We start from the raw sequence: 13,010 nt of genomic DNA, 5'->3' as shown, positions 1-13,010 counted from the left end.
TGCGGATCGAGAGAAGGATTTGGAAGCGCATGTTCGACAGTCTGAGCAATCGGCTAGGCGATGTATTCGGGAAGCTCCGCGGCCGCGGTGCGCTGACCGAGGCCGACGTGCGCGCGGCGATGCGCGAAGTGCGCATCGCACTGCTCGAAGCCGACGTCGCGCTGCCCGTGGTGCGCAGCTTCGTCGACCAGGTCACCGAACTTGCGGTCGGTCAGAATGTCCTGCGCTCGGTCACGCCGGGGCAGCAGGTCGTCAAGATCGTCAGCGACGCGCTGACCGAAATGCTCGGCTCCGAAGCTGCTGAACTTGACCTTGCCGTCACGCCGCCCGCCGTTGTCATGATGGTCGGCCTTCAGGGGTCGGGCAAGACGACGACGACCGCGAAGATCGCGAAGCGGCTGAAGGACAAGGAGCGCAAGAAGGTGCTGATGGCGTCGCTCGACGTCAATCGTCCCGCCGCGCAGGAACAGCTCGCCGTCCTCGGTAGCCAGATCGACGTCGCGACCTTGCCGATCATCGCCGGGCAGCAGCCGGTCGAGATTGCGCAGCGCGCCATGCAGGCGGCCAAGCTTCAGGGCTTCGACGTGCTGATGCTCGATACTGCGGGCCGCCTCCACGTCGATCAGCAATTGATGGACGAAATGCAGGCGGTGTCGCGCACGGCGAATCCGGCCGAAACGCTGCTTGTCGTCGACAGCCTGACCGGTCAGGACGCGGTGCAGGTCGCGCAGCGCTTCACCGAACAGGTGCCGCTGACCGGCGTCGTGCTCACCCGCATGGATGGCGATGCGCGCGGCGGCGCCGCGCTGTCGATGCGCGCCGTCACCGGCAAGCCGATCAAATTCGCCGGCACCGGCGAAAAGCTTGACGGCCTTGAAGTCTTCCAGCCCTCGCGCATCGCGGGCCGCATCCTCGGCATGGGCGACGTCGTCAGCCTCGTCGAACGCGCCGCCGAGACGATTCAGGCCGAAGAGGCCGAGGCGATGGCCAAGAAGATGGCGAAGGGTCAGTTCGACCTCGACGATCTTCGCACGCAATTGAACCAGATGCGCCGCATGGGCGGGCTGGGTGCGCTGGCGGGCATGATCCCCGGCCTCAAAAAAGCACAGGCGGCGATGGCGCAGAGCGGCACCGACGACAAGGTGCTCGTCCATTTCGACGCGATCATGGGCTCGATGACGCCAAAGGAACGCGCGAAACCCGAAATCATCAATGCGAAGCGCAAGATCCGCATTGCCAACGGGTCGGGTACCACGGTGCAGCAGGTGAACAAGGTGCTGAAAATGCATCAGGAAATGTCCACCGCGATGAAGAAGATTCGCAAGATGGGCGGCCTCAAGGGCCTTGGCGCTCTCCTCGGCCGCGGCGGCGGTATCCCCGGAATGGGCGGCGGCGGCATGGGCGGCGGCGGCGGTGCCGGCGGACTGCCCGGCCTTGGCGGTGCCGGACTTCCGCCCGATCTCGCCAATCTGCTGAACAAGAAGAAATAACCCTTAAAAATCAAAGTCAAAGTTAGCAAGTCAGAAGGAAAATATCATGGCTACCACCATTCGCCTTTCGCGCGGCGGTTCGAAAAAGCGCCCCTATTACAAGATCGTCGTTGCCGATTCGCGCAGCCCGCGCGACGGCCGTTTCATCGAACGCATCGGCAGCTACAACCCGCTGCTCGGCAAGGATAATCCGGACCGCGTCAAGCTCGACGCCGAACGTGCGAAGCATTGGGTTTCGGTTGGCGCGCAGCCGACCGACCGCGTCGCCCGCTTCCTCGACGCCGCAGGCGTGAAGGAACGTTCGGCCCGCAACAACCCGAACAAGGCTGTCCCGGGTGAAAAGGCCAAGGAACGCGCCGAAGAAAAGGCCGCGAAGCTGGCCGAGGCCGAAGAAGCTGCGGCGGCCGCCGCTGCGGCTCCGGCTCCGGCCGAAGAAGCGGCTCCCGAAGCGGCTGAATCGGATGCGACCGGCTCGGTGAAGAGCGAAGAAACCGCCGAAGCGGTTGCCGACGCAGTTGCAGAGGAAGTTCCGGCCGACGCGAGCGCCGACGACGCGGCTGCGATCGCCGAAGAAGTTGCCGAAGGCGGCCCCGTCGCCGAAGCCGGCGAAGAAAAGGCCGAAGGCTAAACCCTTGGCCGCCGCCGATCGTCCCGTCACCCTGGCCGCCATTGCCGGCGCGCACGGGGTCCGGGGCGAGGTGCGGCTCAAATTGTTCGGTGAAGGCGCGGAGGCTCTCCGCGCCTTTTCCGTTTTCGACGCCGGCGCCCGCAAGCTGACGCTGAAATCGATACGCCCCGCCAATCAGGGCGCGGTGGCAAGCTTTGCCGAAATCGCCGATCGCAGCGCCGCCGAAGCGCTGCGCGGCACGGTGCTGACAGTCCCGCGCTCGGCGCTGCCGTCGCTCGCGCCGGGGGAATATTATCATCACGATCTGATCGGCCTGCCCTGCGTTTCGACCGACGGCGAGGCTGTCGGCCATGTCGTGGCGGTCGAGAATTTCGGCGCCGGCGACATATTGGAAATCGAACGTCCGGCCGAAGCGGGACACAAGCCGAAGCGCTTCATGGTGCCGATGACCGCGCAGGCGGTTCCTGCCTGGAACCCCGAGGGCGTGACCGTGGCGGCGGCCTTCGTCGAATAGGTGTCGGCGCAAAGGCTTGGCGTTCGCTGCCGGGGCGTCTAGCCTGACCCCCCGCCAACCAGAGAGAGGTCCGCAGAGAGATCCATGTTCGCTCCCCTGATCCTGTCGCTCGTCCTTGCGGTACAGTCGGTTCCAGCCCAGACCACGCAGTTGCCCCCGCCGCCGCCGCCCGTTCCGGCGGCCGTGACGCCCCCGGTCGAAGTCGCGGCGCCCGATACGCGGCCTTATGTCGCGCTCAAGACCGACGCGGGCACGATCGTCGTTCGGCTGGAGGACAAGCGGGCGCCGATCACCAGCGCCAATTTCCTCCGCTATGTCGACAGCAAGCGGATGGACGGTTTCAAATTCTATCGCACCACGCGCAGCTGGGGCGAGGGAAACAAGCTGATTCAGGCGGGCAACCGCGGCGACCCGCGGACCAACTTCCCACCCATCGCGCATGAGCCGACAACGAAAACCGGCCTTACCAATTGCGATGGTGCGCTGGTGATGGCGCATTTGCGCCCGGGCGATGCGACGACCGATTTCTTTTTGCTGCTGTCCGGCATCAAGGGCTTCGACGCCGACGCGCCCGGCGGCGATGGGGCGGGTTTCGCGGTATTCGGCGAGATTGCTTCGGGGCGCGACGTCGCCGAAAAAATCTTCGCGATGCCGGTTTCCGAGACCGCGGGCGAGGGCGTGATGCGCGGCCAGATCCTCGATCCGGCCGTGACCATCCTGTCGGCGCGCCGCGTTCCGGCGCCTGCCGATGCACCCAAGGGCTGTGTGGTGAAGGCGCCCCCGGTTCCGGCGCCGTGACGCCCCCGGGCGCCGCCGGACGATTTGGTTCGCGATGCCGACGAAAGACATGATCATTTATTTTGCGTTCATCTGCGCTGTGGCTATACCGCGCCCATGACTCAGCGCCCTTCCTCTCGCGCCGCCGTGCGCCTGATCGCCGCCGCCCTCGTGATTTCGCCGCTGCTCGCGGCCTGCGCCGGCGGGGGTGGGGTCAAGAAGGACACGCGCTACGTCGCGCGTGACGTGAATACGCTCTATCGCGCCGCGCAGGATCGTCTCGACCGCGGCCAGTACAAGATTGCCGCGGCGCTGTTCGACGAGGTCGAGCGTCAGCACCCCTATTCGCCCTGGGCGCGCCGCGCGCAGCTGATGAGCGCCTTTTCCTATTATATGGACCGCGAATATACGCCGTCGATCGAATCGGCGCAGCGTTTCCTGTCGATCCACCCGGGCAACAAGGATGCGCCTTACGCCTATTATCTGATCGCGCTCAGCTATTATGAGCAGATCAGCGACGTGACCCGCGACCAGAAGATCACGCAGCAGGCGCAGGCCGCGCTGGGCGAGATTGTGCGCCGCTATCCCGACAGCCGCTACGCCGCCGATGCGCGGTTGAAGCTTGACCTTGTCCGCGACCATCTGGCGGGCAAGGAGATGGAAATCGGCCGCTTTTACGAGCGCAGCTCGAACTGGCTCGCGGCCTCGATCCGCTTCCGCGAAGTCGTCGACAAATATCAGACCACCAGCCACGCCCCCGAGGCGCTGTTCCGGCTGACCGAATGCTATCTCGCGCTCGGCGTTCCCGAAGAGGCGAAGAAGTCGGCGGCCGTCCTCGGCGCCAATTATCCCGGCAGCAAATGGTACGAACGCGCGTACAAGCTGATGGAAAAGCACGCGCCCAGCGCCTGATGCATCGCGCGATAGATTCGCGCTTTGTTCTATTGTAAGGCGGGGCCGGATGCTGACCGCGCTGTCCATATCGAATATCGTTCTGATCGAACGGCTCGACCTCGATTTCGAGGGCGGGCTGGGCGTGCTCACGGGCGAAACCGGCGCCGGCAAGTCGATCCTCCTCGACGCGCTGGGACTTGCGCTGGGTGCGCGCGCCGACACGGCGCTGGTGCGGCAGGGCAGCGACCGCGCGCAGGTCACCGCCAGCTTTGCGCCGCCGGCAGCAGGCACGCCGCTCGCCGCGCTGCTCGCCGACAATGATGTCATATTGGAGGATGGCGAACCGCTGCTCATCCGCCGCACCGTCAAGGCCGACGGCGGCAGCCGCGCCTTTCTCAACGATCAGCCCTGTTCGGCGGCGCTGCTGCGCGAAGTCGGCAGCTATCTCGTTGAAATTCATGGGCAGCACGATGATCGCGGCCTGCTCGCGCCCGCGGGGCATCGCGCGCTGCTCGATGCCTATGCGCGCGCCGATGCCGGCGCGGTGGCGGCGGCGCATGCGAGTTGGCGCAGCGCCGAGGAGCGACTGGCGGCTGCACGGACCGCGATTGCCGAGGCCGAGCGCGACCGCGAATGGCTGGAACATTGCGTCGCCGAGTTGCGAACGCTGGCACCGCAGCCGGGCGAAGAAGCCGAACTCGCCGAGGCGCGCGCCGCGATGCAGAAGGGCGAGCGGATTGCGGGCGACCTGTCGACGATCATGGAGGCATTCGACGGCAGCGCCGGCGGTCCCGCCCTGCTGCGCGGTGCCGCGCGGCGGCTCGACCGGCTGGCGGGCGACCATCCGCTGCTTGCCGAAGCGCTCGCCAGCCTTGATCGCGCGATCATCGATGCCGACGATGCCGAGGCCAAGCTGCACGAGGCTGCACGCGCCCTGGAATATGATCCCGATCGGCTCGAGGCGACCGAGACGCGGCTGTTCGAACTGCGCGCGATGGCGCGCAAGCATGGCGTCCAGCCCGACGAACTGGCGGCGCTGACCGACGACCTTGCCGCGCGGCTCGATGCGATCGAAGGCGGCAGCGCGGGGCTTGCCCGGCTCGAAGCAGCGGTCGCCGAAGGTGCCGCCGCCTACACTCATGCCGCGACCGCGCTGTCGGATCAGCGGACGAAGGCCGCGGCGCGGCTCGATGCGGCGGTCGCCGGCGAACTGGCGCCGCTCAAGCTCGATGCGGCGCGCTTCCGCACGCTCGTCGAACGCCTGCCTGCCGAGCGTTGGGGTGCGGACGGTATCGACCGCGTCGAATTTCTGATCGCGACTAATCCCGGCGCACCCTTTGCTCCGCTCGCCAAAATTGCCTCGGGCGGCGAATTGTCGCGCTTCATCCTCGCGCTGAAGGTTGCGCTTGCCGAAGAGGGCGGCGCTGACACGATCATCTTCGACGAGATCGACCGCGGTGTCGGCGGTGCGGTCGCGAGCGCGATCGGCGAGCGGCTGGCGCGGCTGGCCGGCGGAAGCGGAAAGGGCGGGGGCAAGCAATTGCTCGCGGTGACGCACAGCCCGCAGGTCGCCGCCAAGGGCGCGACGCATTTCATGATCGCCAAGTCGAGCGAAGGAACGGTGACGCGCACCGGCGTACGCGCGCTCGACGAAGCGGGGCGCCGCGAAGAAATCGCCCGGATGCTGTCGGGGGTCGAAGTGACCGCGGAGGCGCGGGCACAGGCAGACCGCCTGCTCGAGGTAGCGGGGTGAGCGCGCACCCCCTCGACCGGCCGATCCTCAGCATCCTGACCGGCCGACAGGCACATCTGGCACAGGGCGACGCGCGGGCGGTGCGGATCGATGGGGACTACGGGCCGTTCGGTGCCGCCGCCGACACCGGCGCGGCGGCGCAAGCCGCGCTCGCGGCGCTTGTTCCTGAGCACGGCGAGCTGTGGCTGGTCGAAGGCGAGGCTTGGCCGCTGCCGCCGGGAACCCGCGAGATGAAGCGCGCCATTCTGACGCAGATGGTTGCGGAAGGAGCACCGTCCGAACCGCGCGCGGATGATCCCCTCATCGTGCCGCTGGGCGAAGCCGATGCGGCTGAAATGACCGCACTCGCCGAGCATGCGAAGCCGGGGCCGTGGGGGCCGAAGACGCATCTCTACGGCCCCTTCTTCGGCGTACGCGAAGAGGGGCGCCTGCTTGCGATGGCGGGGCAGCGCATGCTTGTTCCCGGCATGGCGGAGGTCAGCGGCGTCGCGACCTGGGCGATTGCCGCGGCCGCGGACTGGCGCGCGCGTTGATCGGCCATGTCATGCGCGCGATGGCGCAGCGCGGCGAGACGCCCTTTCTGCACAGCTATGCCGACAATGAAGGCGCGATCGCGCTGTATGAATCGCTCGGCTTTCGGGAACGGCGACAGGTGCATGTGCTGGTGATTGCACGGTGATCGGCAGACGCACCCATCTTGCCGCGCTCGCGACGTTCGCAGCAGCCGTTCTGGCACCGCGCGACCTGCTGGCCTTGGAGACGATCATGGACGAAGAACAGCCCCATTACGGCCTGATCGGCCAGATGATCGCGCTGCCCGGCCAGCGCGCCGCGCTGGCTGCGATCCTGACCGAGGATACGGACGCGATGCCCGGCAATTTCGCCTATCTGGTCGGCGAGGACAGCGCGAATCCGGATGCGCTGTGGATCGTCGAGCTCTGGGCTGACAAGGATGCCCATGCCGCCTCGCTGCAATTGCCGTCGGTTCAGGCGGCGATTGCGAAGGGGCGACCGCTGATTTCCGGATTTGGCGCTCGCGCCGAGTTCGTGCCGGTGGCAAAAGCGCGTCCATGATCGACATTGAATCGCTGACCGAAGCCGACGCCGCCAACGAACTGATGCGCCTCGCGAAACAGATCGCGCATCACAATAAACTCTATCATGCCGAGGATAGTCCGGAGATTTCGGACGCCGATTATGATGCGCTCGTCCGCCGCAACAATGCGATCGAAGCGGCGTTCCCGCATCTCGTCCGCGCCGACAGTCCGAACCGGCTGGTCGGCGCGGCAGTCGAGGCGTCGCCCCTCGCCAAGGTGACGCATGCGGTGCGGATGATGAGCCTCGACAATGCTTTCGCGGCGGAAGATGTCGAAGAATTTGCCGCGCGCGTAAGGCGTTTCCTCAATCTGGACGCGGACGAGGCGATTGCGCTGACCGCCGAGGACAAGATCGACGGATTGTCCTGCTCGCTGCGCTATGAAATGGGCAAGCTGGTTCAGGCGGCGACGCGCGGTGACGGTACGGTCGGTGAGGATGTCACCGCCAATGTCCGCACCATCGCTGACATTCCCGAAATGCTGAGCGGCGAAGTACCCGACGTGTTCGAGATCCGCGGCGAGGTCTATATGGCCAAGGCCGATTTCGCGGCGCTTAACGCGCGCCTGCTTGCCGAGGCTGACGATCCCGAAAAGGCGCGCCAGTTCGCCAATCCGCGCAACGCGGCGGCGGGATCATTGCGTCAGAAGGACGCCAGCGTCACCGCGTCGCGCCCGCTGCGCTTCCTGGCACATGGCTGGGGCGACGTCAGCGCGGTGCCGGAGGCGACGCAATATGCGATGATGAAGCGTATCGCGGGGTGGGGCGTCCCCGTATCGCCGCTGTTGAAGCGTTTCGACAGCGTCGAGGGCGTGCTGACGCACTACCGGACGATCGAGGCCGAGCGCGCCGAGATGCCCTATGATATCGACGGCGTCGTCTACAAGGTCGACCGGCTCGATTGGCAGGCGCGGCTCGGCTTCGTCGCCAAGGCGCCGCGCTGGGCGATTGCACATAAATTCCCCGCCGAACGCGCGCAGACGACGCTCGAGGCGATCGACATCCAGGTCGGCCGGACGGGCAAGCTCACGCCCGTCGGGCGCCTCACCCCCGTTACCGTCGGCGGCGTCGTCGTCTCGAACGTGACATTGCACAATCGCGACGAGATCGAACGGCTCGGTGTCCGGCCGGGGGACCGCATCATTGTCCAGCGGGCGGGCGACGTGATTCCGCAAGTGGTCGACAATCTCACCCGCGACACGGCGCGCGACCCCTATATCTTCCCCGATCATTGCCCCGTCTGCGGCAGCGAAGCGGTTGCCGAGGAGGGCGAGGTCGATGTCCGCTGCACCGGCGGGCTGATCTGCGCGGCGCAGAAGTTCGAGCGGCTGCGCCACTTCGTCAGCCGCGGCGCGCTCGATATCGAGGGGCTGGGCGAGAAGAGCATTCAGGAATTCATGGACCTCGGCTGGCTCGACAAGGGCCCGGCCGACATCTTCCGCCTGAAGGCGCACCGGGACGAACTGCTCGGACGCGAAGGGTGGAAGGAAACATCGGTCGACAAGCTGTTTGCCGCAATCGAGGCAAAGCGGCAGCCCGATGCTGCGCGGCTGCTGTTCGGGCTCGGGATCCGTCATGTCGGCGCAGTAACCGCGCGCGATCTGCTCAAGGGGATCGGCGACATCCGGCGATTGCCCGAAAAGGCCGAGCAATTGCGGGCCTGGACCGAGGCGAACCCGCAAGATTCGGACGAATCCGACGGCAAATATGCAAGCCGCAAGCTCGACGCAATCAAGGCCATCCTCGAGGTGCGCGCCGACGGCATCGGTCCCGCGGTCGCTGAGGCGCTGAGCGATTTCTTCCATGAGCCGCACAACCGCGCGCTCTGGGACGATCTGTTCAGCGAAGTGTCTCCGCCGCTTTATGTCGTCGAAACCCGCGAGAGCGAGGTGTCGGGCAAGACCGTCGTATTTACCGGCAAACTCGAGACGATGAGCCGTGACGAAGCGAAGGCGCAGGCCGAGGCGCTCGGCGCCAAGGCGGCGGGATCGGTGAGTGCCAAGACCGACCTCGTCGTCGCCGGGCCGGGCGCGGGATCGAAGCTCAAGCAGGCGGCCGCGCTCGGCATCCGCGTGATCGACGAAGCGGCGTGGGCGGAAATTGTGGCGGCGGCGGGATAGCACCGCGGCGCATATGGTCATGCGGAGGGGGCGAGGGGGGCAAAATGGCGAAGAGCGACTATCTGAAAAGCCTCATGCGCGATCTGGAATCGCATACCGAGGTGCGACGGTTCGGGAGCGGGTGGCTTTCGGGCTTCTTCGGATTGCTGTTTGCGATCAGCGGGTTTTTCATGGTCGTCGCGCTGCGCTTTCCCGACTGGTTCGCGACGCCCGAGCTCGAGATCGTCAAGGGCTGGACCGGATTTCGCGGGATGGTCCACCTGACTTTGCTCGCTAGCTATGGCCTGTCGCTGCTCAGCCTGCTGCTGCGGCCGCGCAAGGTGCTGGGGCTGACCGCGCTGATGATCGGGCTTGCGGCGGCGTTGATGGGCGGCGCCAATGTCCAGCCCGCCGAGACGCGCGACTGGGGCATTTTCTTCGGGCTCGACTTTTTCGTCGTCAACCTGCTCGTCACCGGCTTCATGTTCGCGCCGCTCGAGCGCGCCTTTCCGCACCGCCGTGCGCAGCGATTGTTCCGTACCGAGTGGCGCGAGGATCTTTTCTATTATCTCGTCAGCACGATGTTCGTGCAGATATTGGGCTTTCTTGCGCTCGCCCCGCAGGCGTTCGTCAATGATCATACGAGCAGCTGGGCGGCATTCCGCGCCGGGGTCGCGGCGCTGCCGTGGATCGCGCAGTTCGCCATCGTCCTTCTCGTCTCCGACCTCGCGCAATATTGGTATCACCGGCTGTTCCACAAAATCCCCTTTCTGTGGGGATTCCACGCGATCCATCACAGCGCAAAATCGATGGACTGGCTCGCGGGATCGCGGATGCATTTCGTCGAGATCATCCTCCTGCGTTCGATCACCTCGCTGCCGCTGTTCACGCTCGGGTTCAGCCCGTCGGTGATGCAGGCCTATATCGGCTTCGTCTATGTCTGGTCGTCGCTGCTCCACGCCAATGTCGGCGGCGATTTCAACCGTCTGGGGCACTGGATCGCAACGCCGCGCTTTCACCATTGGCACCACGGGCTGGAACGCGAGGCGTTCGACGTCAATTTCGCGATCCACTTTCCCTTTCTCGACAAGCTGTTCGGCACCTTTCATCTGCCGAAGGATCGCTGGCCCGAAAATTATGGCATCCCGGAAGATGTACCGCGCAGCTATGGCAGCCAGTTCCTCTATCCGTGGACGCGGACGGGCAAGAAGATCGACGAGGCGCCCGCCGAATAGGGCTTATGCCCGCTTGCCAGCGCGCGTGGACGGGCATAAGGCGCGGCGCGTGGGGGTTCTCGCCGTCTTGCGCCGTCCCGGCATCCTGTTGCTGCTACCCGTGCTGCTGGCGCTGGCGGCGCGCGTCTTCGTCGCGCCCGGCTGGATGATCGAAAGCGACGCAAAGGGCGCGATCACGGTGCGCGTCTGTTCGGACCCCGCCAATCCCGGCGCGACGCTGACCATCCCCATTGAAAAGGCGGGCGACCACGACAGCGGCAAGGGGCAGCAGCATTGTCCGTGGGGCGCGCTCGCGGTCGCGCCGATCGTTCCCGATACGCCCGTGCTCCCCGTCGCGCTCGCCGCGGCCGATCCCGCGCCGGTCGCGATTCCCGCGCTGGGCTATGCGCCCGGGATCGCGTCGCCGCTACCGCCAAGCACCGGACCACCCGCCTTCGCCTGACCCGGTTTGATGACCGTCCGCGCACCTCGCGCGGCGCGGTTCTGCCTGTGTTCAAGCGAAGGATTTTCCATGAAGAGTCACGTTACCCGTGCGGCGCCGTTGCTGGCGCTCGCCATTTCCCTGGCGCCTGCCGCCCATGCCGCGGACGCCGAAGACCAGTCGACGATCATCGTCACCGCGCCGCAGCTTACCGACGCGGCCGAAGCGCGCGCCGCGAGGACGCCCGGCGGCACCGATGTCGTTTCCTATGAAGATTATGCCGACAAATCGATCGTCAGCCTGCGCGACACGCTGGCCTTTTCACCCGGCGTCTATCTCCAGCCGCGCTATGGGCAGGAAGTGCGCCTGTCGATCCGCGGTTCGGGCCTGTCGCGCGGTTTCCACATGCGCGGCATCACGCTGCTCCAGGACGGCGTGCCCATCAATCTCGCCGACGACAATGGCGACTTTCAGGAACTCGAACCGATCTTCTTCGACCATCTCGAAGTCTATCGCGGCGCCAATGCGCTGCGCTTCGGGTCGGGCACGCTGGGCGGCGCGATCAATGGTGTGACGCCGACCGGCCGCACCGCCGAGGGCGTCTATCTGCGCGCCGACGCGGGCAGCTTTTCGATGCTGCGCGGCCTCGTCTCGGCCGGGGTGGCGAGCGATGCGGTCGATGCCTGGGGCGCGGTCAGCGCCGACACGTCCGACGGGGATCGGGATCATGCGAAGCGGCGGAGCTTTCGCTTTCATTCCAATGTTGGCCTGCGGCTCAGCGATACCGTCTCGACGCGCTTTTACGCCAGCTTCAACAATATCAACCAGCAGCTTCCCGGCGCGCTGACCTATGATCAGGCGCTCACGACGCCGAAAATGGCGAACGCGGGCAGCGCGGCGGGCGATCAGCAGCGCGACATCGATTCGCTGCGCCTGCAGAATCGCACGACCTTCGATTTCGGATCGGCGACGCTGGAGGTTGGCGGCTTCGTCAACGCCAAATCGCTGTTCCACCCGATCTTTCAGGTGATCGACCAGAAGTCGACCGATGTCGGCAGCTTCGCGCGGCTCGACTATGCGGCGGGGCCGGTCGAACTGACGCTGGGCGGCGAAATTCGCCATGGCAGCACCAAGGCGAAGCAGTTCGTCAACATCAGCGGGTCGCGCGGCGCGCTGACCTTCGATGCCGACCAGAAAGCGCAGACGGCGAGCCTCTATGGCGAGGTCCGCGTGCGCCCGGTGCCCCAGCTTTCGCTGATCGCGGGCGGCGTCTATGCCGATGGCTGGCGCAAGCGGCACGTCAATTTTTCGGCCTCTCCGGCGAGCGACGGGCGCGTCGATCTCGACGCCTTTTCGCCGAAATTCGGATTGCTGTTCGAACCATCGAGCCGCATCCAGATTTTCGCCAACTACAGTCGTTCGGCCGAATTCCCCGGTTTCGGCGAGGTGTTCCAGACGATCGGCACCCCGCCGACCAGCGCTGTCGTCTCCGCCATCCGCCCGCAGCGTGCGTGGACGGCCGAGATCGGTACGCGCGGCAGCGTCGGCATCGCGCATTGGGATCTGGCGCTCTACCGTTCGACGCTGACCGGTGAGATGCTGCAATTCTCGACGAACAGCAGCATTCCGGCCGCGACCTTCAACGCTGACCGGACGCTGCATCAGGGGATAGAGGCGGCGCTCGAGCTCAATTTCGCGCCGTGGGTGCGGCTGCGCCAGATCTATACCTACAGCGACTTCCGCTTCCGCGGCGACAGCCAGTTCGGCAACAACCGCCTGCCGGTGGTGCCGAAGCATGTCTATCGCGCCGAATTGCGGCTGGGGAGCGAGGCGCTGCACGTCGCGCCGAATGTCGAATGGGTACCCGACGGCCCCTTTGCCGATTATCGCAATCTGGTGCGGACGCCGGGCTATGCGCTGATCGGTATCACCGGCGGTGCGCGGATTACCGACGGCATCGACGCGTTCGTCGATGTGCGCAACATCGCCGGCAAAAAGGCCATCGGCGATATCAGCGCGACGATCACCGCGGCACCGGCGTCGGCGATCTACTACCCCGTCGAACGCCGTGCCATTTCGGCCGGCCTTCGCGCGCGGTTCTGAG

At 66.1% G+C, this 13,010-nt stretch carries 11 protein-coding genes and 1 pseudogene; all 12 read left to right on the top strand.

The window, feature by feature from the left end; genetic code table 11:
• Positions 1-29 precede the first annotated feature (29 nt).
• The 12 genes and pseudogenes from ffh (at position 30) to L0963_RS08220 (ending at position 13,009) form a co-directional block, all read left to right on the top strand.
• A complete protein-coding gene (gene ffh / locus L0963_RS08275) occupies positions 30-1,490 on the top strand; it encodes a signal recognition particle protein (RefSeq protein WP_186401215.1) in 1,461 nt (486 codons plus the stop codon).
• Positions 1,491-1,536: 46 nt separating this feature from the next.
• Positions 1,537-2,118, top strand: coding sequence for a 30S ribosomal protein S16 (rpsP, locus tag L0963_RS08270; RefSeq protein WP_003043030.1), 582 nt, complete (start codon positions 1,537-1,539; stop codon positions 2,116-2,118).
• A gap of 4 nt (positions 2,119-2,122) precedes the next feature.
• Positions 2,123-2,632 carry a ribosome maturation factor RimM gene (gene rimM, locus L0963_RS08265; protein ID WP_062901084.1) on the top strand — a complete coding sequence of 170 codons (510 nt, stop codon included), beginning with the start codon at positions 2,123-2,125 and terminating at the stop codon, positions 2,630-2,632.
• A gap of 84 nt (positions 2,633-2,716) precedes the next feature.
• The gene (locus L0963_RS08260; protein WP_062901083.1) at positions 2,717-3,430 is read left to right on the top strand and encodes a peptidylprolyl isomerase; all 714 of its coding nucleotides are present in this window, start codon (positions 2,717-2,719) and stop codon (positions 3,428-3,430) included.
• A gap of 96 nt (positions 3,431-3,526) precedes the next feature.
• Positions 3,527-4,321 carry an outer membrane protein assembly factor BamD gene (locus L0963_RS08255; RefSeq protein WP_040589805.1) on the top strand — a complete coding sequence of 265 codons (795 nt, stop codon included), beginning with the start codon at positions 3,527-3,529 and terminating at the stop codon, positions 4,319-4,321.
• Positions 4,322-4,370: 49 nt separating this feature from the next.
• A complete protein-coding gene (recN, locus tag L0963_RS08250; protein WP_234179156.1) occupies positions 4,371-6,056 on the top strand; it encodes a DNA repair protein RecN in 1,686 nt (561 codons plus the stop codon).
• Positions 6,053-6,735, top strand: a pseudogene (locus L0963_RS08245) (GNAT family N-acetyltransferase). Before recN ends, L0963_RS08245 begins: the two are co-directional and overlap by 4 nt.
• Positions 6,732-7,130 carry a putative quinol monooxygenase gene (locus tag L0963_RS08240; RefSeq protein ID WP_318153197.1) on the top strand — a complete coding sequence of 133 codons (399 nt, stop codon included), beginning with the start codon at positions 6,732-6,734 and terminating at the stop codon, positions 7,128-7,130. Before L0963_RS08245 ends, L0963_RS08240 begins: the two are co-directional and overlap by 4 nt.
• Positions 7,127-9,271 (top strand): NAD-dependent DNA ligase LigA, encoded by a 2,145-nt coding sequence (ligA, locus tag L0963_RS08235; RefSeq protein WP_234179155.1) that lies wholly within the window; start codon positions 7,127-7,129, stop codon positions 9,269-9,271. The genes L0963_RS08240 and ligA overlap by 4 nt, the downstream gene beginning before the upstream one ends.
• A gap of 44 nt (positions 9,272-9,315) precedes the next feature.
• Positions 9,316-10,485: a sterol desaturase family protein gene (locus tag L0963_RS08230; protein ID WP_062901078.1), complete on the top strand. Its 1,170-nt coding sequence runs from the start codon at positions 9,316-9,318 to the stop codon at positions 10,483-10,485.
• Positions 10,486-10,534: 49 nt separating this feature from the next.
• On the top strand, positions 10,535-10,927 hold the full coding sequence (locus L0963_RS08225) for a DUF2946 family protein (RefSeq protein WP_234179153.1): 393 nt from the start codon (positions 10,535-10,537) through the stop codon (positions 10,925-10,927).
• Positions 10,928-10,996: 69 nt separating this feature from the next.
• A complete protein-coding gene (locus L0963_RS08220; RefSeq protein ID WP_234179152.1) occupies positions 10,997-13,009 on the top strand; it encodes a TonB-dependent receptor family protein in 2,013 nt (670 codons plus the stop codon).
• Position 13,010: the final 1 nt, after the last annotated feature.

The organism is Sphingopyxis sp. NFH-91, from assembly GCF_021401285.1.
Taxonomy (GTDB): Bacteria; Pseudomonadota; Alphaproteobacteria; order Sphingomonadales; family Sphingomonadaceae; genus Sphingopyxis; species Sphingopyxis terrae_A.
Note: the sequence above shows the minus strand (reverse complement) of the source record. Positions and strands in the feature narration are given on the sequence as shown.